The organism is Halostella sp. PRR32 (assembly GCF_034808085.1).
Taxonomy (GTDB): domain Archaea; phylum Halobacteriota; class Halobacteria; order Halobacteriales; family Natronoarchaeaceae; genus Halostella; species Halostella pelagica.
This window is the reverse complement of sequence record NZ_JAXHGL010000002.1, coordinates 307178-330031: the sequence shown is the minus strand read 5'-3', so window position 1 is coordinate 330031 and position 22854 is coordinate 307178. Positions and strand designations below refer to the sequence as shown.

Sequence of the window (22854 nt, the reverse complement as noted above, 5' to 3'; positions counted from 1 at the left end):
GGGCCTCTCTCTTTAGAAGCAATGGCAAACGGAACGGTTGACTTCTTCAACGACACAGGCGGTTACGGCTTTATCGAAACTGAGGACGAGGACGAGGACGTGTTCTTCCACATGGAAGACGTCGGCGGCCCCGATCTCGAGGAAGGTACTGACGTAGAGTTCGATATAGAACAGGCAGACAAGGGACCGCGCGCGACGAACGTCGTTCGGCAGTAATTCGTCTCTTCAGCGCGTAGACTACTGTATTTTCTGAGCAGCAACGTACCGGAGAGCGACCGCGTTCGACCGCTCGGCGGCAGTGAACGAAACAGAATACAGACGGGGAGAGGTCTCACCTCGTCGCTGTCAGTCGCTCCGTCGCCAGCCGAGACGACGGGCGGGACTGGATACACGGACGTGGTGCGGGCGACGATACCGACATAGAAGACGAGGAATCCGAACGCGTCCCGTTCGGGTCGAAATCCGAGAGCGAGTCAGCAGGAGGGCAAAGACCTGTCTCCAGGGCCTCATAGGGACTGTCGTACTTCGGGTCGTACTTTGTCGACCACGCGCGGGCGAATACCTGGGAACCGTGACAACAATCTCTCAGTCGTCGGCGACGGCGGGCGCGTCGGACCGGGCCGCTTCCGGATCGTCAGTAACGAAGCCGCGCCCGGTCAGGGCGGTGGCGAAAAGCACCAGCGGCGAGAGGTAGGCGAAGAAGTAGTACGGAGCGTACGAGAGCGTACTCACGCCGAAGACGCTGGCCATGAACACGCCGCCGGCGTGCCACGGGATGAGCGCGCCGGTGGGCGTCCCCGCGGACTCGATCGCCCGGGAGAGGTCGGCGCTGTCGAGGCCGTACTCGTCGTAGAGGTTCCGGAGCGTCATGCCAGGCACGACGATGCTCATGTACTGCTGGGCCGAGAACACGTTCACCGCGATGGCGGCGGCTCCCGTCCCGGCTACGAGACCGGTCGTGTCCCGGATAGCGCTGGCGAGATACTGAGCGAGCACCGCCAGCACGCCGGTCCGTTCGAGCAGTCCGCCGAGCGAGAGCGCGGCGACCACTACTGAGATGGTCCACGCCGACCCGGAGAGCCCGCCGCTCGCAAGCAACTCGTTTACGAGGCTCACGCCGGTCTCGGGTTCCGTCCCCGAGAGAAAGACCGCCCAGGCGTCGGTGAACGACCTGCCCTGTACGAGGGTCGTAACGGAGGTCCCGGCGAAGACGCCCGCGACGAGTGTCGGAAGCGCCGGGTAGCCGTACAGCGCCAGGCCGAACGTGACGACCAGGGGCAGAAACACCAGCACCGAGAGGTCGTAGGTGCCGGCCAGCGCGCCCTGTATCTCCGTGACGCGACCGGCGGGGATAGCGCCACCCGCGCGGAGGCCGAGGACGGCATAGAGCAGGATCGACAGGCCGAACGCAACGGCCGTGCCGTTCCGCATCCCGCGGATGTGGTCGTAGAGGTCGGTGTTAGTCACCGCCGCCGCGAGGTTCGTCGTGTCCGACAGCGGCGACTGCTTGTCGCCGGCGTACGCGCCGGTGAGGATCGCGCCGGCGGTCATCGGCTCCGGGATGCCGAGGCCGGAGCCGATCCCGATGAACGCGACGCCGAGCGTCCCCGCCGTGGTCCACGACGACCCGATAGAGAACGCGACCACGGCCGCAAGCACCGCAGTCACGGGGAGAAACACGTCCGGCGTCAGCACCGCGAGGCCGTAGTACATCAGCCCGGGGATGGTCCCCGCACTGACCCACGTGGCGATGAGCGCGTAGATGACGAACAGGATGAGGATCGCCTGGAGCCCCATTAGGAGGCTGTCGGCGATTCCCTCGTAGAGGTCGTCCCAGGTGAACCCGAGCCAGTACTTACCGACGGCCCCGGTCAGAACGATACTCCACAGCAACGGGCCGTGGGGAGCGAGCTTCAGATAGCCGGAGCCCACGCCGAGGAACAGGACAACGCCGAGTACAGGCACGAGCGCCTGCCGGAGACTCGGACGGCGTTCCGGTGTGATGTCCTCGTACGTGAGCGGATCGTGGTTCAGCGAAGGCACGTGTGTCTCCTGCTAATAACTGGAGTGAATTAAAGAACAGGATTTTATTCCTATAGAGCATGATATCTGGTGTCGTGTCTCATTTTTCGAGCGGGGAGAACGTTCCGAGACGTCCCGCGGGAGGAAAGGATGTTTCAGGTCCGACCGCATTCGTTTCTCCAATGAGCGATTCGGACGGGCCCAAACAGGTCGGGAATCCCGACTACCACAGCGAGAACCACACCGCGGCGCAGACCTGCGGGTGGACGGCGAACGCCCTGCGCGGCGAGGGGAAATGCTACAAGTACGCGTTCTACGGCATCGAGTCCCACCGCTGTATCCAGATGACGCCGGTCGTCAAATGCAACGAACGCTGCGTGTTCTGCTGGCGGGACCACGCGGGGCACGCGTACGAACTCGGCGACGTCGAGTGGGACGACCCCGCCGCCGTCGCGGACGCGAGCGTCGAACTCCAGAAGAAACTGCTCTCCGGGTTCGGCGGCAACGACGAGGTGCCCCGCGAGGTGTTCGAGCAGGCGATGGAGCCACGTCACGTCGCTATCAGCCTGGACGGCGAACCATCGCTGTACCCGTACCTCCCGGAGCTCATCGAGGAGTTCCACGACCGCGACATCACTACGTTCCTCGTGAGCAACGGGACGAAACCCGAGATGCTGGACCGATGTGACCCGACTCAGCTGTACGTCAGCGTCGACGCCGCGGAGCGACACACGTTCGACGACGTGGTCAAGCCCGTCGACGACGACGCTTGGGAGCGTCTCGTCGACACGATGGACGTACTCGCCGAGAAAGAGGACACCCGAACCGTCCTCCGGACGACGCTCGTCAACGGTCAGAACATGAAGGACCCGGACTGGTACGCCGGGTTCTATCGGCGCGCTGACCCCGACTTCGTCGAACTGAAAGCGTACATGCACGTCGGCCACTCGCAGGGCCGTCTCGACCGCGATTCGATGCCGGACCACGAGGACGTGATGGCGTTCGCCGAGGACGTCGCGGCCCACATGCCGGACCACGACGAGATCCGCGGCGTCCCGCAGTCGCGCGTCGCGCTGTTGGCTCGCGACGAGGACACCTGGGTCCCCAAGCTCCAGAAGGGGAGCGATTTCTGGGAGCGCGACCCCGTCGTCGGCGGCTGAGAGGGACTGCTGTACGTCAGTTCGGTATTTCGGCGGCCAGGTCGGCAAACACCGGAAAACAGTGACAGCAGTCTATGACGCGTACCGTTTTACCGCCTGGCGTGGTACGGCGACCGGAGTTCAATGAGCGAGAAAACCACGAGCGACGAGGTCGACGAACGGCAACTCGAATTAGCGAAAGCGGAGGGCGAGGCGTACACCCGGGCGCTGGATTACATGATAGACGAGGTCGCAGAAACCGGCGGTCTGCGGACCGTCGACGACTACGTCGTCGGGTTCGCCCAGGAGGAGGCCGAGGGGATGTACGTCCCCGGTGACGACGGCGACCTGGAGTGGACGGAACCGGAGGAAGAGAACTGTCACCTCGAGGTCGCCGTCACGGACGCCGCAGACGGCCGGTTCGTCCCGGAGCTGACCGTCCGGTCGACGCTCGACCCGGAAGACGGCGAGACGGTCGGACCGTTCGAAGTCCCGTTCGTCTGGCATCCCGGCCTCCATCACTACGGGAAAAACGTCGAGGTACCCGGCGACGGCGAGTACGACATCACCGTCGAGGTCGACCCGCCGGCGTACATGCGCCATGACCAAGAAAACGGCGATAGATACGCCGAACCGGTCGAAGTGACGTTCGAGAACGTCGAAATCGAAACCGGTCAGGATTAAACCGCTGCTAGCGGGGTCACCGGACTGGATCGGTGCGTTTAGGGAGTTCCCCCGCTGGTGACTAGACGACTTCGACTCAGTTGCGGCAGAGACTATTCGATTCCCGTCGCGAACTGGTCAACTCCGGTCCCGTTGTACACTGTTCCAAATTTGGAATGCATTCCACTTCCGATATGCTTATCACCGACGGCTAAGTATGTTCTCGTATGTCAGATGCAGCGTCGGCGGCGGTCGGACACGACGAACTCGCAGTGCTGAAGCTTCTCGCACTGGACGGCGGACTCGCCGGCGAGGTCAAGACGTCCTGTTCGGGGCTCGCGGACCGCCTCGACGCGTCGAACCAGACCGCGTCCCGGCGTCTCCAGCGACTCGAAGACGAGAACTACGTCGAACGCGACACGGTTTCTGACGGGCAGTGGGTCGCTATCACCGACGCCGGACAGCGCGCGCTCCGCGGCGAGTACGAGGAGTACCGACGTATCTTCGAGGCCGACGCGGGGGTCGAACTCGCCGGAACAGTCACGGGCGGGATGGGCGAAGGCCGCCACTACATTTCGCTGCCGGGATACATGGAGCAGTTCGTCGACCGCCTCGGCTATGAACCGTTCGCCGGGACGCTGAACGTGGACCTGACCGAGGCGAGCGTGCGGCGTCGGTCCGCGATGGCGTCGCTCGACCCCATTCCGATCGAAGGGTGGGAAGACGAAGAACGCACGTACGGGCCGGCGATCTGTTACCCCGCCGCCATCGAGACCACCGACGGAACGCGGTACGAGGAGTGTCACATCATCACCCCGGAGCGAACCCACCACGACGAGGACCAGATCGAACTGATCGCGCCGATCAAGTTGCGCGACGAACTCGGACTGGACGACGACGACCACCTGACGATCAGCGTGACCGAACCATGAGTCGCCGCCAGAGTGCAGTCGACAACGCCGTGGAAGCGTTTCGAACCGGCGACCCCGTTCTGATCCACGACGCCGCCGACCGCGAGGGGGAGACGGACATCGTTTACCCGGCCGACGCCGTCACGTCCGAGGCGGTGGCTCGCATGCGAAACGACGCCGGTGGTCTCGTCTGCGTCGCGCTGTCCGACGACATCGCGCGAGCGTTCGACCTCCCCTTTTTCGCGTCTGCAGTCGATCATCCTGTCGCGGCCGACCACGAACTCGGCTACGACGATCGGTCGTCGTTCTCGCTGACCGTGAACCACCGCGACACCTACACGGGCATCACGGACAACGACCGCGCGCTGACTATCACCGAACTCGCGGCGGCGGCCGCCGACCCCGAACGCGTCGATTTCGCCGAGACGTTCCGCTCGCCCGGCCACGTTCACCTGCTGCGGGCCGCCCCCGACCTCCTGGCCGACCGCCGCGGCCACACCGAGTACGCGGTCGCGCTGGCGCTCGCCGCCGACCGCACGCCGGCGGCGGTCGTCTGCGAGATGTTAGACGACGAAACCGGCGACGCGCTCAGCCCCGAGGACGCCCGCGGCTACGGCCGACGGACCGAAACGCCGTTCGTCGAGGGGGAGCGACTGGCCGAGCAACTGCACAGGTCCTCCGTCTGATTCGCCGTTTACCGTCTTTCCCGTCGGTACGCTCCCGTCGTAGCACCGTACGCGTAAACTACAGCGGACTCGGAACCGCGGACCGTCAACACTCTTTAGGGATGGCTTCGTTGACTCCGGTATGTACTCGGCACACAGGGACGTGAGCGCCATCCGTGGACAGCAATCTCGCACTGGAAACATGCCACCGAAGAGAGGTGACCGTCGATGAGCGACGCGTTCGGCGACGTCGACACGATCTGGATGGACGGCGAGTTCGTCGACTGGGACGACGCCCAGATTCACGTCCTGACGCACGGGCTTCACTACGGTACGGGCATCTTCGAAGGCGTCCGGTGTTACGATACGGAGAACGGCCCCGCCATCTTCCGCTGGGAGGAACATCTGGACCGCTTCTACGAGTCCGCGAAACCGTACGACATGGAGATCGGTTTCTCTCGCGAGGAGTTGACCGAGGCGACCGAAACGCTGATCCGGGAGCAGAACCTCGAATCCTGTTATATCCGGCCTATCGCGTTCTACGGGTACGACAGCCTCGGCGTTAGCCCGGGCGACTGTCCGACCGAGGTCGCCATCGCGTGCTGGCCGTGGGGGACGTATCTCGGCGAGGACGCCCTGGAAAACGGCGTCGAGGTGATGGTCTCTTCGTGGCGGAAACACGCCTCCAGCCAGATCCCGACCAACGCCAAGACCACCGGACTGTACGTAAACAGCATGCTGGCCGGCGAGGAGGCCCGCCGCAACGGCTTCGTCGAAGCTATCGTTCTGAACAAGGAGGGCGATGTCGCCGAAGGTCCGGGCGAGAACCTGTTTTTGGTTCGCGACGACGAACTGTACACGCCCGGACTCTCGGAGAGCATCCTCGACGGCATCACGCGCCAGACTGTCATCGACATCGCGGAGGATCTGGGCTACACCGTCCACGACGACGCGACGATCTCGCGCGGCGAACTCAACACCGCCGACGAACTATTCTTCACCGGGACCGCAGCGGAGGTCACGCCGATCCGGAAGGTCGACAACGTCGAGATCGGATCCGGAACCCGCGGCCCCGTCACCGAAGAGATCCAACAGGAGTTCTTCGACATCGTCGAGCGCCGCACCGACAAGTACGACGAGTGGTTCGACTACGTCTAACGGCTGTTGCATCGCCGGGTGCCTGCTAACGCCGACCTTCTTTCGCCTCGGGTGTGCCTTCGGTGCGCCCGAGGCGAAACAGGTCGTTTCTAGTCGTCGTCGTCCACCGACCGCTCGATGACGTCTATCGGGATGCCGCGGCTGTTGTTCTGGTCGGAATCCCCGAACCCGGCGCTCAGGATCCGTGTGAGCGCCTCCTCGACGCGCTCGTCGGTTTCCGTGAGGTTCTCCGGCTCTATCTCGATGACGTATCCGGTCGTGATGTTCGGTGACGTGGGCAGGAAGATGATCTCGCGACCGTCGTCGGTCACGCGGCCGGTTTTGAACGCCGTCATCCGGATTCCCGGCACCGGTTCGAGTTTCACCGGCGTCTGGAGCGCCTCGGTACCGCCGAGTGCAGTCTCGGCGGCCATCTTCGACGCGTTGTACACCACGCGGAGGCCGGGGACGCGGTTCGCCATATCGTCGACCGCCGCTTCGAAGAAGCCGCCGATGGCCGTCCGCATCAGATAGCCGATAGCGAACACGAGGACGACGAACACGAGGAGGGTGACGAACACCCGGATCAGTTCGGCGTATGCGGTACTGATGCCGTAGTCCGCCAGCATCTGCTCTTTGATGATCGCTTCGGGCGTGACGGAGGCCACGAGACCGTAGACCCACCGTATGACGTACGCCGAGATGAGAACGGGGACGAGGACGATGAGTCCACTTGCGAAGTCCCGCTTCCAGGAGGTCATATCTCTCGGATTCTCACGGGGGACTATCAGGCCTTTCGTTTCCTGCTAGCCGTGCCGTCGCGTAACGAAGCGGTGCCGTAGCACGGTTATCGTGCTAAACGGTCACAATAGTTAGATTTCACCCGCTGACGACCGCTCGAAGCGCGAACAGGAGGTTCTCCTTGCGTTCCATCACCCGACGGTAGAAGTAGGACATCCACTTGTCGCCGTACGGAACGTACTGCCAGACCTCGTACTCCTCGGCGAGGTCGTCCTGAGCGTCCTCGCGGACGCCCATCAGCATCTGTACTTCGAACTCCGTGCCGTGTTCCGCGTGCAGGTCGCGCGCGTAGTCGATCATTTCCGGGTCGTGGCTCCCGACGGCGATACCGCCGTCGTAGTGTTCGAACGCGTACTCTAACAGGTCTCGGTACGCTTCGTTCACCCGGGATTTCTCAGTGTAGGCGACCGTTTCCGGTTCGTCGTACGCACCTTTGACGAGACGGACCTTCCCGGGAACGTCCGCAAGACGTTTGACGTCGTCCAGCGTTCGTTTGAGATTCGCCTGGAGGCACACTCCGACGCCTCCGTCGTACTCGCGCGCGAAGTCCTCGAAGGCGTCGAGCGTCGTGTCAGTCGTCGTGTGGTCTTCCATGTCGACCCAGACGAACACCCCTCGGTCGTCTGCGCGTTCGACGATAGCTTCGAGGTTCTCCCTGAACGTCGTTTCGCCGATGTCCAGACCGATCTGCGACGGCTTGACCGAGATACAGATATCGCCGTCGATGCGGGCGATGTCGTCTATCAGATCGAGATACGCGTCCCGGTCGCTTGCCGCCGCTTCCGGTTCGTCGTAATGTTCGCCGAGCAGGTTCAGGATGGCTCCGACATCTCTGTCGTTCAGGCGACGGGAGTGGTCGAGAGCCGCCGCGGGCGTCTCGCCCGCGACAAACTTGCTCGCTATCGGCGGGATCATGGTCGAGGGTAGGTCACCGACCCTTTTAATTTATTACAAATGCTCCATCCGACCCAACGTCAATCGCAGACGGTGACGCCGAGACCGGTGGCTGTGTCGTTTCTCATCCTGTCAGCCGACGAGCCTCCACATCGAATCCGCTGTCGGTTCCCTTCTACGGAAACCACGGTGCATTAAGACCCGCGGAATCCTGTCGGCGCGTATGGATATATTCGAGAGTGTTGTCGTGGCGTTCTGGGTCATGCTCCCTGCGTACGTCCCGAACAACGTCGCGGTGCTCGCCGGCGGCGGGAAACCGATAGACGGCGGGCGGACGTGGGGCGGTCGCCGGATCCTCGGCGACGGGAAAACCTGGCGCGGTACCCTCTTCGGGACGCTCGTCGGTGCCGTCCTGGCGCTCGTCCTCTCGGCGTCCGCCGGCGAAGTCGGAGCGACGCTTGACGTTTCCCTCCCCACGTTCCCGCCGGCAGCGGTCGTCGCGTTGCCGCTCGGGGCCATGCTCGGCGACATCGGTGCCTCGTTCCTCAAGCGCCGCACCGGCCGCCAGCGCGGGGCCGCGTTCCCCGGTCTCGACCAGCTTGATTTCGCCGTCGGAGCGCTCCTGTTGACGTTTCTCGGCGCGTTCGACTGGGCGATGGACACCTTCACGCTTCCCGTGTTGGCCGTCGTTCTGGTTCTCACGCCGATACTGCACGTGACGACGAACGTCGCTGCATACTGGTTGGGGCTGAAAAACGAGCCGTGGTAAACGACTTTCTGCCAAAAAATGCCGCCCGTTCGGCTGTTCCGAGGGGACTTCGTCGCCTCGCGTCGCTCGCGACCGCTAGCACGGCCATTTGTCCGCTGATCGTTCTCGCTCCGTTCCACGGCGCTTAAGCCCCGTCGCCGCGCTTGCTCGCGTATGGCCAACGCGGAACTCATCGAGGCGCTGCGGGACGCGGACGCCGTGAAGTTCGGCGAGTTCGAACTCTCTCACGGCGGGACGAGCGACTACTACGTCGACAAGTACCTCTTCGAGACGGACCCGCGCTGTCTCGAACTGATCGCGGAGGCGTTCGCCGAGCAGGTTGACGCCGCGAAGCTAGGCGGCGTGGCGCTTGGCGGCGTCCCGCTGGTCGCCGTGACGGCGGTCAAATCCGGCACCCCCTACGTCATCGCGCGGAAGCAACAGAAGGAGTACGGCACGGCCAACCTCGTCGAGGGCGACCTGACGGAGGGCGAGGAAGTCGTCGTGATAGAGGACATCGCCACGACGGGGCAAAGCGCCGTCGACGCGGTCGAGGCGCTCCGCGACGCGGGCGCGACGGTGAACCGCGCCCTGGTCGTCGTCGACCGTCAGGAGGGCGGCCGGGAGAACCTCGCCGACGCCGGCGTCGAACTGGAGTCGCTCGTCACCGCCGAGGAACTGCTGGCAGAACAGGATTAATCGACCCGCAACAGGACGGCCACCACGGCGACAGCGGCGACGGCGACGCCGAGTACGGTCAGCACGCGGGCCCCGGTAGGGCCGAACTCCAGACCGAAGATGGCCAGTCCGACGAGTCCGACGACGACGGCGGCAGCGCCGACGACCTGGAGCGTCTGTTCTTCCGTGTGTCGACCCGACATACGCTCCGCATGCACTGTAGCGGGAAAAGATCACGACTCGGTTCCGCCGATAAGGCGATCTTTCGACCGAGTTCACTCACGGAAATAGGGTGTAAGTTCGCTGTACTTCCGCTATGGTGCATGTCGGCGGCGCGGCTGGCTGACAGTGGTCACCGGAACCGTGCGTACACGGTCCACGCCACGGCTATCGCGGCGAACGCGGCCCCGATGACCGTCGGCGTGAGGGAACTCGTATCTCCCCAGCGCCAGCCGAAGACGGTGAATCCGACGACGCCGATGAGAGCGGCGATCACGCCGACCGTTTGCAGCGGTCTGCTGTTCGAAGGGGTCCCGGGCATAGGTGTAGTTTCGCCCGGCATCTGTAAAAATCATCGGGCGAACCACTGAACGAGAAAACGCCCGCTACTCTTCTTGTTCCTCCTCTCCCTCCTCGACGTGGATAGTTCCGGTCATTCCCGTTGACTGGTGCGGCTTGCAGTAGTAGTCGTACTGCCCGGCGACGGTGAAGGTGTGTTCGTACGTGTGCCCGCTGCTCTCTATCTGTTCGTGTCCGTCCCAGTCGGCGTCGTCGGGCTGAGAGTCGACGACGATGTTGTGGTTGGGGGAGGTCCACTCCCACGTCACCGTCGTCCCCGTCTGAACCGTCATCTCGTCGGGATTGAACTCGTTGGTCCCCGTGAGTTCAATAACGTTTCCGTCTGGCTCGCTGCTGTCTCCCGTTCCCAGTAGACCGGTACATCCTGAGAAACCGGTGACGCCGACCACCGCCGCCGAAAGGAACGCTCTTCGTCTGGGCATCGCTACGGTCGTTTCCGCTGCGGAAACTAACCGCTTTTCACTCGGGTGCATCGCAACGCTTTTTCACTCCCCCCGCTAAGGTGGAACTACGATGGCAGGTGTCTACTTTACAGGTCGGGCCTTCGCCCGCTTCTAACCCCGTACTACGACACCTGTCGATTCTCTCGCTGGCCGAACCCGCCCAGCAAGAGGTGTAACTATGTCACAGGACGCAAACTCAGAACACGACGACATCGCGGTAGTACTACCAGACGGTTCAGAACTCCACGTAGAACGAGGATCGACCGTCGAGGACGTCGCGTACGAGATCGGTCCCGGACTCGGTAGCGACACCGTCGCGGGTCGGATCGACGGCGAACTCGTCGCCAAGGAACAACCCGTCACGGAGGACGGTGCCAGGATCGAGATCGTCACCGACGGGGCCGACGACTATCTCGAAGTGATGCGCCACTCCGCGGCGCACTGTCTCGCACAGGCGGTCGAACGGTTGTACGACGACGTCCAGTTGGCTATCGGCCCGCCGACGGACGAGGGATTCTACTACGACTTCGACGACTTGGATATCGACGAGAGCGACCTCGGCGAGATCGAGGCCGAGATGGAGGCTATCATCGAGGCGGATTACGACATCGAACGCGAGGAAGTCTCCGTCGACGAGGCCCGCGAGCGCCTGGCCGACCAGGAGTACAAACTCGAACTGCTGGAGGAGTTCGCCGAGAACGGCGAGACCGTCACGTTCTACAGCCAGGACGAGTGGGAGGACCTCTGTGCCGGCCCGCACGTCGAGTCCACCGGCGAGATCGGCGCGGTAAAACTCGAAGAGATCGCGGCCGCCTACTGGCGCGGCGACGAGGCGAACCCGATGCAGACCCGCGTCTACGGGACGGCCTTCGAGGACGAGAGCGACCTGGAGGAGTATCTCGAACGCAAGCGCGAGGCCGAGAAGCGCGACCACCGGAAGATCGGCAACGAGATGAACCTGTTCTCGATTCAGGACGTCACCGGCCCGGGCCTGCCGCTGTACCACCCGCCGGGCAAAACCGTGCTTCGGGAACTGGAGTCGTTCGTCGAGGACCTCAACCTCGACGCAGGCTACGAGTACGTCGAGACGCCGCACGTGTTCAAGACCGATCTCTGGCAGGAGAGCGGCCACTACGAGAACTACAAGGACGACATGTTCATCTTTGACGTCGGCGACGACGAGTACGGCCTCAAGCCGATGAACTGCCCGGGCCACGCGACCATCTTCGACGACAGTTCGTGGTCGTACCGCGACCTGCCGATCCGCTACGCCGAGAACGGGAAGGTGTACAGGAAAGAGCAGCGCGGCGAACTCTCCGGGCTCTCGCGCGTCTGGGCGTTCACCATCGACGACGGCCACCTGTTCGTCCGGCCCGAGGGGATCAAATCCGAGGTCGAACAGATCATGGACATGATCGACGAGGTGTTGTCGACGTTCAACCTGGACTACGACGTGGCGCTCGCGACCCGACCCGAGAAAAGCGTCGGTAGCGACGAGATCTGGGAGAAAGCGGAGTCCCAACTCGAATCCGTTCTCGACGCTCGCGACGAGGAGTACGACATCGAACCGGGCGACGGCGCGTTCTACGGCCCGAAGATCGACTTCGCCTTCGAGGACGCCATCGGTCGTCGGTGGGACGGCCCGACGGTCCAGCTAGACTTCAACATGCCCGAGCGGTTCGACCTGTCCTACGTCGGCAAGGACAACGAGGAACATCAGCCGGTCATGATCCACCGCGCGCTGTACGGAAGTTACGAGCGCTTTTTCATGGTGCTCATCGAGCACTTCGAGGGGAACTTCCCGCCGTGGCTCGCCCCCGAACAGGTCCGGATCCTGCCTATCAGCGACGAGAACAAGGGCTACGCGTACCGGGTCCGAAACGAGTTCGACGAGTTCCGCGCCGAGGTGGACGACCGCGACTCCACGCTCGAACGCAAGATCCGCGCGGCCCACGACGACCGCGTCCCCTACCAGATCATCGTCGGCGACAACGAGGAGGAGGACGGCGATATATCGGTTCGGGACCGTTCGGAGAGCCAGGAACACGGCGTCGAGATAGACGAGTTCCGCGACCACCTTCGAACCGAGGTCGACCAGCGGCGGAGTGCGCCGACCTTTCTGAAGTAGAACTGCACCGACCTGATCTCTCCCGTCCCCCCGAACCGCTTCAACGACTCTCCGCACTTTCACGTCTCTATCCCCCGTAGCTCTGAGGGATTCGTTTCGTATGGCTCCACTACGGACGAAGCCTATCTATCCACGACTGTGTCGACTCAGCGTCTGTCACTCATCGACGTATTCATACTTGCGGAATAATGCATACATGCTATGAACCGCGCCGAGAAAGCCGCACTCCAGCTACGGTCCGTCCGAGTGTTGCGGATGTTGAAGGAGACGCGTACGTACGACGAACTCGCCGAGTTGACGGACCTCCCTGCGGGCGATCTCAACCGGTACGTCAACGGGCACGTTCTCCCGAGCACGGACCGCGCCCGTCAGGTCGTCGACGGCGTCGGTCGAGAGGCGCTCGGGCGGGAACTCGAAGAGCGCGTTCAGGTCGACGACGAGGGGTACGTCGACAACTCCAACGTCGTCTTCGACCAGTCGTTTCTCGACCTCATCGCGCCCGTCGCCGCCGGCGCGTTCGACTTCGAGCGACCGGACGTCGTGTTGACCGCGGCGACCGACGGCATCACGCTCGCGGCGGCGATGGCGAGTTACTTCGGCGCTCGCTCTGCCTACGCGAAGAAGTCCAAGGAGACCGCCGTCGAGGAGTTCATCGAGTCCCGCCAGCGCCTCCAGTCGGGCATCGAACTCACGTATTACCTGCCGTCGTCGGCGATAGGGAGCGGCGAAACCGTGCTGGTCGTCGACGACCTCATCCGCTCGGGCGAGACGCAGGAACTCCTGCTCGACATCGCACAGCACGCCGACGCCACGGTGGCGGGCGTGTTCGCGCTCATCGCGGTCGGCGACGAAGGAGTCGCCCGCGCCAGAGAGCGGACCGACGCCCCGGTCGGATCGCTGACGCAGTTCTGACTTTCCCGGGATGACGGCTCTCCGGCGCGTCAGGGCTGTCGCCGCCCCAGTGCCTCCCGCGTCTCCCGGATCGTTTCCGTGATACCGCCCTCGTTTTCGACCTGTTCGGCGAGCGACTCCGTCGCGTTGAGAAGCCACTCCGCGCGCTCGGCCGTCCGGCGAATGTCGCCCGGACCGACGCCGTACCGCTCCGCCAGTGCCGCGGCGTCCTCGCCGTGGATCCAGTCGTCCAACAGGCGAGCGGTTTTCAGCGACTCCAGCCACGCCTGGAAGTCGCCGTCGAAATCGCTGACGGACTTCGCGAGAACGGCCTCGTTGTTCATCGCGAACTGCGTGAGACGGCCTGCCTCGCTGTTGCGGACGTATGACCCGCGCATGTCCGGCGTGTCACAGACCAGTTCGAGAACGGTCAGCGATTCGACGCGGTCGAGTTCGGTGGCACGGTCGAGCGCCGCCAACACGTCTGCGCCCGTCAGCGGGTCGACGTACACCTGCGAGACGAGTTCGCCCAGTTCCGTCGCGGAGAGGTCGCCACCGTCGGCGATCATCCCGGCCTCTTCGAGGTAGGCGATGGCATCGTCCGTGATGCCGGTGAGGTCGGCATCCGGGTCCTGATGGGCGTAGAACGTCGACCCGAACACGTCCAGTAGGTCCTCGCGGGAGTCGGCGAACCCGCTCGCGACGGTGGCGAGGACGTGCGTGCGGAGGGCGTCGTCGTTTGCGAGTTTCGACGTGACGGCTTCGGGGTCAGCGCCGATGTACCGCTCGCGGAGGTCGGCGGCGTCGTCCCCGTCGCCGACGAGTACCGCTTCGCCGTACGGGTCAAGTCCGGGCCGCCCGGCGCGGCCGAACATCTGGTGGACCTCCAGCACGGGGAGCGATTCGACGCCGTCGTCCGTGTAGCGGTGGTGGTCGCGGACGACCACCCGCCGCGCGGGGACGTTCACCCCGGCGGCGAGCGTCGGCGTCGCACAGATGACGGAGAGCGCACGGTCGCGAAACGCCGCCTCGACGTTCGACCTGTGTTCCGACCGCAGGCCGGCGTGGTGGAACGCGACGCCCGTTTCGGCGTACTCGGCGAGTGCAGTCCCGGTGCCGGTGGTCGCCGTCGACCGTATCTCCTCGGCGACGGCGGCAGGGTCGCCCCGAACGCCGCCGTTGGCCGCCGTTTCTCCCTCACTCGTGGCGTCGCTGACGACGCCCTCGTCAGCTAGATCTCGTGCGAGGTCCTGGGCCGCCCCGCGGGAGTTGACGAACACCAGGCACTGGCCGCCCTCGGCGACGGCGTCGCGGACGAGCGCCTCCGTCGGGGCGTCACCGTCCGCGGGCACGGCGCGGGTGTCTCCGCCCTCGAACGTGATCGCGCCGTCGGCGTACACGCCGGTCCGGAGGTCGACCGGCCGCCACTCCGCGGTAACGAGTTCGGCGTCGAGCCAGTCGGCCACCTCGTCGGCGTTATCGACGGTGGCGCTCAGGCCGACTATCTGCAGGTCCGGCGTGAGACGCTGCAGGTTCGCGATGGTGACCTCCAGCGTCGGCCCGCGACTCCGCGAGTCGAGCAGGTGGATCTCGTCGACGACGGCGCACCCGATGTCTTCGACCCACCCCGCGCCGTTGCGGATGGCGGAGTCGACTTTCTCGCTCGTCGCGACGACGATGTCGTGGTCGCCGAGTTCCTCGTCGCTGGCGTCGAAATCGCCCGTCGCGATACCGACGCTCACGCCCGGTAACTCCTGAAACGTCTCGTACTTCTCGGTCGCGAGCGCCCGTAGCGGCACGATAAACAGCGAGGGACCCTCGCTGGTCAGCATCGCGAGTTCCGCGACGAACGTCTTGCCGCTGGCTGTCGGAATCGCGGCGACGACGGACTCGTCGGTAGCTATGCGGTCGGAACTCTCCGACGAGATATCACTCGCTCCGCTCGCGAGGACGCCGGCCTCGACGGCGGCGACCTGTGGCGGATACAGCGACTCGATCCCTTCCTCCCGGAAGTGGTCGACGAACTCCGGGGGCAGGGGGAGGTCCCCCACGTGCATTCGTCTACGGATCCGCCGCCGTCGTATTTAAACTTGCGCGCGGTCTGACGAAGGCGCGGTGTCACGTCTCTGCGGCGTAACGAGCCGGATCACGGTAATCATTAAGTAGGATTGACTTGTTTATAGATAGTGAGATATGGCGATCAGTGACACACTAGCAGACTACTTCGACTTCGAGGGGCACGAGACGGATCTGGGGACCGAAATACTGGCGGGGGTCACGACGTTTCTCACGATGTCGTACATCATCGTGGTCAATCCCGCGATCATGGCCCAGACCACGAACGAGGCGGGCGAGATAACATCGCCGGGCATCGCCATCGACGGATACAGCGATGTCGAGGTGATCCAGATGCTTGCCGTCGTGACGATACTCGCCTCCGCTGCGGCGATTTTGGTAATGGCGTTCTACGCGAACCGCCCGTTCGGTCAGGCTCCGGGTCTGGGGCTCAACGCGTTTTTCGCGTTTACGGTCGTCGGCGCGATGGGCATTCCCTGGCAGACGGCGCTCGCCGCCGTCGTCACCGAAGGTGTGCTGTTCATCGTCCTGACGGCGATCGGTGCCCGGGAGTACGTCATCAAACTCTTCCCGGAACCCGTGAAGTTCGCGGTCGGGACCGGTATCGGCCTCTTCCTGGCGTTGATCGGGCTGGAAGCGATGCAGGTGGTCGTCGGTGCCGACCAGGCCGGAACCATCCTCGCGCTCGGCGACCTCGCGTCCGACCCCGTCGCCGTGCTGTCCGTCGTCGGCCTGTTCTTGACGTTAGCGCTGTACGCTAACGGCATTCGTGGGTCGATCATCCTCGGCATCCTCCTGACGGCGGTCGCGGGATGGGGGCTGACCCTCGGCGGTGTCGTCGGCGAGGGCGTTCTCGCGCCGGCGCAACTCCCTGACGCCCAGTACGACATCACGCCTCTGGCGGGGGCGTTCATCGAAGGCTTCCAGAACGTGGAGGCGTTCAGCTTCGCGCTCGTCGTGTTCACGTTCTTCTTCGTCGACTTCTTCGATACGGCGGGGACGCTGGTCGGCGTCGGTCAGGCGGGCGACTTCCTCGACGAGCGCGGGAACCTCCCCGACATCGACAAGCCGCTGATGGCCGACGCTGTCGGCACCACCGTCGGCGGTATGCTCGGCACGTCCACAGTGACGACGTACATCGAATCCGCGACCGGCGTCGAAGAGGGCGGCCGGACCGGCATGACCGCGCTGGTCATCGGCGTCCTCTTCCTGCTTTCACTGGCCGTCGTGCCGCTGGCCGCGGCCATTCCACAGTACGCCTCGCACATCGCACTGGTCGTCGTCGCCATCATCATGCTCGGTAACGTCACCGACATTCGGTGGGACGATGTCACGCACGCGGTACCCGCCGGGATGACTATCATCATCATGCCGCTGACGTTCTCTATCGCCTACGGTATCGCCGCCGGGATCATCAGCTATCCCGTGGTCAAGGCAGCGACCGGCGAGGCGAGAGACGTCTCCATCGGGCAGTGGGCGCTGGCCGGCGCGTTCGTCGTCTACTTCTTCGTCCGAACGAGCGGCATCCTCACCGGTCAGCTGTAGGCCGGCGTCCGCTTTCGCTTTCGGGGAAATGCGTGCGGAGCACACACCTTCGGTCCTCTTTTTTGTCCGGGAGGACTACGAAGCGACATGGCGAATCTGGAACTGTACGAACTCGAAGGCTGTCCGTACTGCGCGAAAGTCGTCAACAAACTCGAAGAGTTGGGCTTAGAGTACGAGTCTCACATGGTCCCGAGTTCACACAGCGAGCGCACCGAGGTGGAGGAGGTCAGCGGCCAGACCGGAGTCCCCGTCCTCGTCGACGAGGAACACGGCGTCGACGGGATGCCCGAGAGCGACGACATCGTCGAGTACCTCGAAAAGACGTACGGCGACGGCGCGGCCTGATAGGGGCTGTTGTCAGTCAGTTCGGTGATTCACTGACGCGGGGTCGGCGAACGCCGGGACGCAGTTACGACAATTCTTAACGGCCCAGCGGTCAGCGTTCGCCGTGCGCTTCGACGGTCACGTCGCCGTTCGCGATCCGGAGAACGTACTCCTCGTACGCGTACACCGTCCGTTCGAATTCGACCTCGCCGTCGATCAGGACGCGAACCACGTAGCCGCGCCCCGGGTCGAACGCGTCAGAGAGGTCTAACCGGTCCAGCGGTTCGAGGTCGTGTCGCTCGTCGTACACCCGGTCGCCAGTGTCGTCGTCGGCAACGACGACGCGAGCGGTGACCGCGTCCGAGGCGCGGACCGATACGCTGGCGGTGTACTGTGCTGTCGTGCCTTCGCGGCTATCAGGGGTTCCACAACCGGCGAGACCGGCGAGCGCGAGGACGTAACTGCGGCGGCGCATGGCGGAAGCTTCCGGCGACTCCGGTAAATGCTTTCAGGAGCCGCGGCTACGGATTCCTGTTCGTCGACCGCCGCAACGGCGCGAGCGTTCAGGCGGGCTCCCCGTCGCTGCGTTCACGGATCAGGTCGCGGAGTTCTTCGGCGTCGTGGGCCGATTCGGCCTCCTCTCGCTCGATGATTGCGGTCCCCTCGACGGAGTCGCGCTTGGCGCTGTCGACGAAGTAGACGGAGTGGGTGTGGGTGACGCGTCCGATAGAGCCCATGATGCGAGCGCGCTTCTCGGCGGTCCGGGTGAACTTGGAGTGGCCCGTCAGCACCGTCCCTTCACCGGATTCACCGTCCTCGCTGACCGCCTTGAACGGCGACCGGAGCGTGGGATGGACGTCGAACCCGGCTCGCGTCATGACGGCGACGATACGCTCGTCGTCGGGGTCCGCCTCGGGGTCTTCCGGCGTGGGATCCGCGTCGTGGACCTCTTCCGTTCCGTCTAACACGTCGACAGGGCTCGTCAGCGGCGCTTCGAACATGTTCTCTAGGTCCTGTGCCACTTCGACGGAGGCGTTCATCCCGTCCTCGTACTTCGAGACGGTGCGCCGGGAAACGCCGAGTTCGGAGGCGAGTTGACCGAGACTCCACCCCTTCTCCTCGCGCTTGTCGGCCAGAATGTCGCCGTCGATGTTGACGTAGAGACCGCCCGGCGCGGCGTAGATGAGCGGCGGCACTTCCTCGACGAAGAGGTTCATCGCCGTGTCCGGACTTAACACGGGGACGCCGTGCCGGAAGTACACCACGTCGGGCTTGAGTTCCTCGTCCCGGGTGCGAAGCCCGATCACCATCGGCGTCCCGTCGAGATAGGTGCCGAGACGGCGCATTTCGGCACCCGTTTCGCCGTCGAAGGCGTCGATGTTCGCCAGGATCTTCAGTAACACGAGTTCGTCGCCGCGGCGGGCCGCGATGTCGAAGCTTTTGGGCCTGATCGCACACCGGTCGCTCACCGTAAAGCCCGCGTCTTCGAGCATCGCGGTGACGTTGCCGACCAGTGCAGACCGAGTCATACCCATAGGTAAGCCTTTCATCGCATATATGCGTTGTGTCGCCGGTGTCCGAACGGCGTCAGGCGGTTTTACCTGCTAGACGGCGGTACTTTCTTATACAGTCAGGTGAGACGAAAGGGGTTACACCGTCGCGGCGTCTACGGGACGACGATGCCGGTAGTCCTCGGGATCGACGACACCGACTCCCGCGAGCGCGGGATGTGTACGACCTACGTCGCTCGCACCGTCGCCGACGGGATCCGCGACGCGGGCGGGGAGGTTGAGCGACTGCTACTCGTTCGCCTGAACCCCGCAGTTCCCTACAAAACACGGGGGAACGCCGCGCTCGCGGTCCACGCGGATATCGATCCCGGAGCCGCGTTCGACGTGGCTCACGATGTCCTCGCCGCGGCGGCCGAAACCGACGACGAGAACACGAACCCGGGACTGGTCGTCGCGCCCCACGCGCCCGAGGACGCGCCGGACGATGTCGCCGCCTTCGCCCGCGACGCGATTCGGGACCACCACGCCATCGACGATGCGACCGAACTCGCAGACGCGCACGGCTACCGCCGCGCCGGATGGAAGAACGCTCGCGGAACGATCGGCGCGCTGGCCGCCGTCGGTGCCTGGCGCGCCGTCCCGGAGTGGACCTACGAACACATCTCCTACCGCTACCCCGACGCCCGCGGGACGCCCCGCGATATCGACTTCGACTCGGTGTTCGCGGCCGCCGACGAGGCCTACCCCACCGCCTGGGACACCGTCGACCGCGGCGAGGGACAGGCCGTCTGCGTCCCGCGCACGCCCGGCCCGATCCTCCACGGCATCCGCGGCGACGACCCCGAGACGGTCCGCGAAGTCGCCGAGCGCATCGAGAGCGAGCCAGTCGAATCGACCGCCCTGTTCCGGACGAACCAGGGCACCGACGCGCACCTCCGCGACGCCGCCCTCGCCGACGCGCGCGACGGCCGCTCCTACCGCGTCGATGCGACGGTCGCCGACCCGCCCGAGACCCGCGAGGGCGGCCACGTCTTCCTGACGCTCGAAGACGGCGACGCCGCCCTCGACTGCGCCGCCTTCGAACCCACCAAGCGGTTCCGCGACCGCGTCCGCGCGCTCCGCGCCGGCGACCGGATCACCGCTTGCGGCGAAGTGGCCGACGGTACGCTCAAACTGGAGAAGTTCGCCGTCCGCGACCTGAACGGGACGGAACTGGTCACGCCCGACTGTCCCGAGTGCGGTCGCTCGATGAAGAGCGCGGGCCGGAACCAGGGCTACCGCTGTCGGGACTGCGGAACCGCCGCGGCGGGGAAGGTCGACCGTCCCGTCGACCGCGAGTTGGAACGCGGGTGGTACGAGGTTCCGCCCTGCGCGCGCCGCCATATTGCGAAACCGCTAGTTCGGGGCGGGTTCGACGCGCCGACTCATCCTGAGAAATGAGCCTAGCAGGCTGTTCTCCGCACCGGGTACAGGTGGTATCGGGATACTCTCGGGAGGTTCTTTCTCCCGTGTTCTGGCGAACCAGTCGGTGTGGTTGTTTGCGAACTGACCGTTGAGGCTCACCGGTTTCAGATGTTGTCCGGCAAGTCGTGCTGAATACAGGCGCAAACGCAACACTGTGTAAGCAAGAGAAGTGCCGCTATCTTTTTAACACCATATATAGTGGTTGTATGTATGACAGAATTGGAAGAATCGAATAACGCAGACGTGCGGTTCGGAAAGCGTCTTGTGAGGGTATGCGTCTCAGTAGTCGTACTGACTGGCGTGACGGTTATTCTGGGATACGGTGGCTGGATCGTTTTGACGATCACTGCCAAAACCGTTGGCTATGATCCGAAGACCGTCGACGGGGAGTTGTTACGTGATCGGTTACTGGCGTGGCCCGACCGCAACAGAGAAGTCATGCGCTCGAACGGTAGGACGAGTCTCCCGCTGAAACCGTAGCGCATTTGCGACGCTCGTTTTCTGCGGTTAACACGCCATCTCTGACAGCTATCGGAGAGGTGGATAGCGGCTCAGGTAACGTTTTCGCCTGTACTGAGCAGTTGCCGAACGACGACGGGAATGTCCGAACAATTCGATGACATCCGACAGCCAACTGCGAGAGCCATTCATAGGGACTGTCACAAGCCAGTTCGGCATTTTGCCGACACTGGGTCGGTGAATGCCGGAACACAGTTACAAAGCCCCTATCAGTCGCCCAGCGCGTCGAGTACGTCGTCTAACTGCGGTCGAACGTGGGGGCGTAACGGTAGCGCTTCGTCCCGTATCTCCTCGACCGGGACGAACTCGGCAGTTTCCGCGTCCGACCCGGCCTCGGGTACGCCCGTTGTCGCCGACCGCGCGACGGCGTAGCGGATCGAGACGACGTACTTCCCGTCGAACGGATCGAGTTGGCGGACGTCCGCGAGCAGCAGGTCATCCGGGTCGACGGTGATGCCGGTTTCTTCTTCGAGTTCCCTGGCCGCGCCGGCCGCCGGCGGTTCGTCAGCTTCGAGGTGACCGCCGGGGAACGTCCACTCACCTTTGCCGGGTGGAACCGCCCGTTCGACGAGCAGAACCGCGTCGGTGTGGCCGTCGACCACGGCGACGCCGCCGCAGGGCGCGGCGTTCCGGAAGACGAACCGTTCGCACGAGAGACAGTAGCGGCGCTCCCGGCCCTCGAACGTCCGCGATTCGACCGCAGTCCCGCACTGCGGACAGTAGTTCGGCACGCGCTGGACCATCAGGACACCTCAGCCGCCGAAAGCACTTGTCTCTCTCCCGGGTATCGCATACTCCGTGATGCTTCCGGCCCGAACTAACGCTTTGTGCATCAACCGGCGGCCGCGAAACCGGTGCCCATATCCTTCTCGCCGGCGCGAATCACGACATGGCAGACAGCGAGAGCGAGCGAGCGGCCGTCACGACCCGCGCCGCCCGCGAGGGGGCGGCCGTCGCCGCGGACTACTTCAGGACGGACCTCGCCGTCGAGACGAAAGACGGCGACACGGACGTGGTGACGCGGGCCGACCGAGAGGCTCAGGAGCGCGTCATCGAGACGATCCGGGCGGACTACCCGGACGTCACGATCGTCGGCGAGGAGAACGACGCGCCGACGACGGTGCCCGACGAGGGGTCGGCCTTCGTCGTCGACCCTATCGACGGGACGAACAACTTCGTTCGCGGCGTCCCGTTCTGGTGTACGAGCGTCGCCGCCGTCGCCGACGGCGAACCGGTCGCGGCCGCGACGGTCGCGCCTGCTGTCGGCGACGAGTTCCTCGCGGACGAGACGACGGCGCGGCTGAACGGCGACGAACTGTCGGTCAGCCGGCGAGACGGCCCGGAGACGGCGACGGTCTCGCCGACGCTCTGGTGGGACTTCGACAGTCGAGACGAGTACGCGGCCGCCGCGGAGGGCGTCGTCGAGCGGTTCGCGGATCTCCGGCGGTACGGGTCCGCACAGATATCCCTGGGATACGTCGCGATGGGCGCGCTGGACGGCGTGTTTTCGAACCTCCGCGGGAACCCCTGGGACACCGTCGCCGGCGTTCACCTCGTCCGGTGTGCGGGGGGTGAGGCGACGGATCTAGAAGGAAACCGCTGGCACCACGACAGCAGGGGCCTCGTCGTCTCGAACGGCGCGGTCCACGACGCGGTGCTTTCGACGGCGCGGGACGCGGAAGCGCAGCGCGGCTGACCCCTCAACGGACCGCGGGA

General features: G+C 64.6%; 24 protein-coding genes. 14 read left to right on the top strand and 10 right to left on the bottom strand.

What is annotated here, in order from left to right; all coding sequences use genetic code 11:
• Positions 1-21: 21 nt before the first annotated feature.
• A complete protein-coding gene (locus SM753_RS06905) occupies positions 22-216 on the top strand; it encodes a cold-shock protein (protein ID WP_135534858.1) in 195 nt (64 codons plus the stop codon).
• Between the two features lie 369 nt (positions 217-585).
• Here the strand turns inward: SM753_RS06905 and nhaC are convergent, their stop codons facing one another.
• Positions 586-2043 carry a Na+/H+ antiporter NhaC gene (gene nhaC, locus SM753_RS06900; protein WP_323191040.1) on the bottom strand — a complete coding sequence of 486 codons (1458 nt, stop codon included), beginning with the start codon at positions 2041-2043 and terminating at the stop codon, positions 586-588.
• A gap of 161 nt (positions 2044-2204) precedes the next feature.
• Between nhaC and twy1 the strand changes: the two genes are divergently transcribed.
• The 5 genes from twy1 to SM753_RS06875 all read left to right on the top strand — a co-directional run bounded on the left by twy1 (position 2205) and on the right by SM753_RS06875 (position 6558).
• Complete coding sequence (gene twy1 / locus SM753_RS06895) at positions 2205-3182, top strand: 4-demethylwyosine synthase TYW1 (RefSeq protein ID WP_323191039.1); 978 nt, start codon at positions 2205-2207, stop codon at positions 3180-3182.
• Between the two features lie 123 nt (positions 3183-3305).
• Complete coding sequence (locus SM753_RS06890; RefSeq protein ID WP_323191038.1) at positions 3306-3845, top strand: iron transporter; 540 nt, start codon at positions 3306-3308, stop codon at positions 3843-3845.
• A gap of 206 nt (positions 3846-4051) precedes the next feature.
• Positions 4052-4756 carry a DUF120 domain-containing protein gene (locus SM753_RS06885; RefSeq protein ID WP_135534854.1) on the top strand — a complete coding sequence of 235 codons (705 nt, stop codon included), beginning with the start codon at positions 4052-4054 and terminating at the stop codon, positions 4754-4756.
• Positions 4753-5421, top strand: coding sequence for a 3,4-dihydroxy-2-butanone-4-phosphate synthase (gene ribB / locus SM753_RS06880; protein ID WP_135534853.1), 669 nt, complete (start codon positions 4753-4755; stop codon positions 5419-5421). The genes SM753_RS06885 and ribB overlap by 4 nt, the downstream gene beginning before the upstream one ends.
• 207 nt (positions 5422-5628) lie before the next feature.
• Positions 5629-6558 carry a branched-chain amino acid transaminase gene (locus SM753_RS06875; RefSeq protein ID WP_138798275.1) on the top strand — a complete coding sequence of 310 codons (930 nt, stop codon included), beginning with the start codon at positions 5629-5631 and terminating at the stop codon, positions 6556-6558.
• 89 nt (positions 6559-6647) lie between these two features.
• Here SM753_RS06875 and SM753_RS06870 read toward each other — a convergent pair whose 3' ends face one another.
• Entirely contained in the window at positions 6648-7298 is a 651-nt protein-coding gene (locus tag SM753_RS06870; RefSeq protein ID WP_135534851.1) for a DUF502 domain-containing protein, read from the bottom strand.
• A 118-nt stretch (positions 7299-7416) separates the two neighbouring features.
• Entirely contained in the window at positions 7417-8253 is an 837-nt protein-coding gene (locus SM753_RS06865) for a proline dehydrogenase family protein (RefSeq protein WP_323191037.1), read from the bottom strand.
• A gap of 202 nt (positions 8254-8455) precedes the next feature.
• On the opposite strand from SM753_RS06865, the gene SM753_RS06860 reads away from it, so the two are divergent.
• Both SM753_RS06860 and pyrE read left to right on the top strand, forming a co-directional pair.
• Complete coding sequence (locus SM753_RS06860) at positions 8456-9001, top strand: CDP-2,3-bis-(O-geranylgeranyl)-sn-glycerol synthase (RefSeq protein WP_323191036.1); 546 nt, start codon at positions 8456-8458, stop codon at positions 8999-9001.
• A gap of 153 nt (positions 9002-9154) precedes the next feature.
• Positions 9155-9679: an orotate phosphoribosyltransferase gene (gene pyrE / locus SM753_RS06855; RefSeq protein WP_323191035.1), complete on the top strand. Its 525-nt coding sequence runs from the start codon at positions 9155-9157 to the stop codon at positions 9677-9679.
• On the opposite strand, the gene SM753_RS06850 is transcribed toward pyrE, so the two are convergent.
• The 3 genes from SM753_RS06850 to SM753_RS06840 form a co-directional block, all read right to left on the bottom strand.
• The gene (locus SM753_RS06850) at positions 9676-9861 is read right to left on the bottom strand and encodes a hypothetical protein (RefSeq protein ID WP_323191034.1); all 186 of its coding nucleotides are present in this window, start codon (positions 9859-9861) and stop codon (positions 9676-9678) included. The two genes, pyrE and SM753_RS06850, sit on opposite strands and share 4 nt — an antisense overlap.
• Before the next feature lie 149 nt (positions 9862-10010).
• Positions 10011-10199 (bottom strand): hypothetical protein, encoded by a 189-nt coding sequence (locus SM753_RS06845; RefSeq protein ID WP_323191033.1) that lies wholly within the window; start codon positions 10197-10199, stop codon positions 10011-10013.
• Between the two features lie 64 nt (positions 10200-10263).
• Entirely contained in the window at positions 10264-10659 is a 396-nt protein-coding gene (locus SM753_RS06840) for a plastocyanin/azurin family copper-binding protein (RefSeq protein WP_323191032.1), read from the bottom strand.
• A gap of 199 nt (positions 10660-10858) precedes the next feature.
• Here SM753_RS06840 and thrS point away from each other — a divergent pair, with 199 nt between their 5' ends.
• Together thrS and SM753_RS06830 are read left to right on the top strand one after the other, a co-directional pair.
• Positions 10859-12808, top strand: a complete 1950-nt coding sequence (thrS, locus tag SM753_RS06835; RefSeq protein ID WP_323191031.1) for a threonine--tRNA ligase — start codon at positions 10859-10861, stop codon at positions 12806-12808.
• Between the two features lie 201 nt (positions 12809-13009).
• Positions 13010-13720, top strand: coding sequence for a phosphoribosyltransferase family protein (locus SM753_RS06830; protein WP_135534843.1), 711 nt, complete (start codon positions 13010-13012; stop codon positions 13718-13720).
• A 29-nt stretch (positions 13721-13749) separates the two neighbouring features.
• Here the strand turns inward: SM753_RS06830 and SM753_RS06825 are convergent, their stop codons facing one another.
• Entirely contained in the window at positions 13750-15756 is a 2007-nt protein-coding gene (locus SM753_RS06825) for a DEAD/DEAH box helicase (RefSeq protein WP_323191030.1), read from the bottom strand.
• A 136-nt stretch (positions 15757-15892) separates the two neighbouring features.
• Between SM753_RS06825 and SM753_RS06820 the strand changes: the two genes are divergently transcribed.
• Positions 15893-17320: an NCS2 family permease gene (locus SM753_RS06820; protein ID WP_323191029.1), complete on the top strand. Its 1428-nt coding sequence runs from the start codon at positions 15893-15895 to the stop codon at positions 17318-17320.
• 87 nt (positions 17321-17407) lie between these two features.
• Positions 17408-17665: a glutathione S-transferase N-terminal domain-containing protein gene (locus tag SM753_RS06815; RefSeq protein ID WP_135534840.1), complete on the top strand. Its 258-nt coding sequence runs from the start codon at positions 17408-17410 to the stop codon at positions 17663-17665.
• 91 nt (positions 17666-17756) lie between these two features.
• Here the strand turns inward: SM753_RS06815 and SM753_RS06810 are convergent, their stop codons facing one another.
• Both SM753_RS06810 and SM753_RS06805 read right to left on the bottom strand, forming a co-directional pair.
• Positions 17757-18119, bottom strand: a complete 363-nt coding sequence (locus SM753_RS06810; protein ID WP_323191028.1) for a hypothetical protein — start codon at positions 18117-18119, stop codon at positions 17757-17759.
• Positions 18120-18207: 88 nt separating this feature from the next.
• On the bottom strand, positions 18208-19173 hold the full coding sequence (locus tag SM753_RS06805; protein ID WP_135534838.1) for a transcriptional regulator: 966 nt from the start codon (positions 19171-19173) through the stop codon (positions 18208-18210).
• Between the two features lie 150 nt (positions 19174-19323).
• Here SM753_RS06805 and SM753_RS06800 point away from each other — a divergent pair, with 150 nt between their 5' ends.
• Entirely contained in the window at positions 19324-20595 is a 1272-nt protein-coding gene (locus SM753_RS06800) for a tRNA(Ile)(2)-agmatinylcytidine synthase (protein WP_323191027.1), read from the top strand.
• Between the two features lie 752 nt (positions 20596-21347).
• On the opposite strand, the gene SM753_RS06795 is transcribed toward SM753_RS06800, so the two are convergent.
• Positions 21348-21881, bottom strand: a complete 534-nt coding sequence (locus tag SM753_RS06795; protein ID WP_323191026.1) for an NUDIX hydrolase — start codon at positions 21879-21881, stop codon at positions 21348-21350.
• Between the two features lie 146 nt (positions 21882-22027).
• On the opposite strand from SM753_RS06795, the gene SM753_RS06790 reads away from it, so the two are divergent.
• Entirely contained in the window at positions 22028-22834 is an 807-nt protein-coding gene (locus SM753_RS06790) for an inositol monophosphatase (protein ID WP_138798264.1), read from the top strand.
• Positions 22835-22854: the final 20 nt, after the last annotated feature.

Excerpts from the sequence above, each read along its gene's own strand:
- SM753_RS06905 (WP_135534858.1), top strand. The coding sequence starts at position 22 with ATGGCAAACGGAACGGTTGACTTCTTCAACGACACAGGCGGTTACGGC.
- twy1 (WP_323191039.1), top strand. The coding sequence starts at position 2,205 with ATGAGCGATTCGGACGGGCCCAAACAGGTCGGGAATCCCGACTACCAC.
- SM753_RS06890 (WP_323191038.1), top strand. The coding sequence starts at position 3,306 with ATGAGCGAGAAAACCACGAGCGACGAGGTCGACGAACGGCAACTCGAA.
- SM753_RS06885 (WP_135534854.1), top strand. The coding sequence starts at position 4,052 with ATGTCAGATGCAGCGTCGGCGGCGGTCGGACACGACGAACTCGCAGTG.
- ribB (WP_135534853.1), top strand. The coding sequence starts at position 4,753 with ATGAGTCGCCGCCAGAGTGCAGTCGACAACGCCGTGGAAGCGTTTCGA.
- SM753_RS06875 (WP_138798275.1), top strand. The coding sequence starts at position 5,629 with ATGAGCGACGCGTTCGGCGACGTCGACACGATCTGGATGGACGGCGAG.
- SM753_RS06870 (WP_135534851.1), bottom strand. The coding sequence starts at position 7,298 with ATGACCTCCTGGAAGCGGGACTTCGCAAGTGGACTCATCGTCCTCGTC.
- SM753_RS06865 (WP_323191037.1), bottom strand. The coding sequence starts at position 8,253 with ATGATCCCGCCGATAGCGAGCAAGTTTGTCGCGGGCGAGACGCCCGCG.
- SM753_RS06860 (WP_323191036.1), top strand. The coding sequence starts at position 8,456 with ATGGATATATTCGAGAGTGTTGTCGTGGCGTTCTGGGTCATGCTCCCT.
- pyrE (WP_323191035.1), top strand. The coding sequence starts at position 9,155 with ATGGCCAACGCGGAACTCATCGAGGCGCTGCGGGACGCGGACGCCGTG.
- SM753_RS06850 (WP_323191034.1), bottom strand. The coding sequence starts at position 9,861 with ATGTCGGGTCGACACACGGAAGAACAGACGCTCCAGGTCGTCGGCGCT.
- SM753_RS06845 (WP_323191033.1), bottom strand. The coding sequence starts at position 10,199 with ATGCCCGGGACCCCTTCGAACAGCAGACCGCTGCAAACGGTCGGCGTG.
- SM753_RS06840 (WP_323191032.1), bottom strand. The coding sequence starts at position 10,659 with ATGCCCAGACGAAGAGCGTTCCTTTCGGCGGCGGTGGTCGGCGTCACC.
- thrS (WP_323191031.1), top strand. The coding sequence starts at position 10,859 with ATGTCACAGGACGCAAACTCAGAACACGACGACATCGCGGTAGTACTA.
- SM753_RS06830 (WP_135534843.1), top strand. The coding sequence starts at position 13,010 with ATGAACCGCGCCGAGAAAGCCGCACTCCAGCTACGGTCCGTCCGAGTG.
- SM753_RS06825 (WP_323191030.1), bottom strand. The coding sequence starts at position 15,756 with ATGCACGTGGGGGACCTCCCCCTGCCCCCGGAGTTCGTCGACCACTTC.
- SM753_RS06820 (WP_323191029.1), top strand. The coding sequence starts at position 15,893 with ATGGCGATCAGTGACACACTAGCAGACTACTTCGACTTCGAGGGGCAC.
- SM753_RS06815 (WP_135534840.1), top strand. The coding sequence starts at position 17,408 with ATGGCGAATCTGGAACTGTACGAACTCGAAGGCTGTCCGTACTGCGCG.
- SM753_RS06810 (WP_323191028.1), bottom strand. The coding sequence starts at position 18,119 with ATGCGCCGCCGCAGTTACGTCCTCGCGCTCGCCGGTCTCGCCGGTTGT.
- SM753_RS06805 (WP_135534838.1), bottom strand. The coding sequence starts at position 19,173 with ATGACTCGGTCTGCACTGGTCGGCAACGTCACCGCGATGCTCGAAGAC.
- SM753_RS06800 (WP_323191027.1), top strand. The coding sequence starts at position 19,324 with ATGCCGGTAGTCCTCGGGATCGACGACACCGACTCCCGCGAGCGCGGG.
- SM753_RS06795 (WP_323191026.1), bottom strand. The coding sequence starts at position 21,881 with ATGGTCCAGCGCGTGCCGAACTACTGTCCGCAGTGCGGGACTGCGGTC.
- SM753_RS06790 (WP_138798264.1), top strand. The coding sequence starts at position 22,028 with ATGGCAGACAGCGAGAGCGAGCGAGCGGCCGTCACGACCCGCGCCGCC.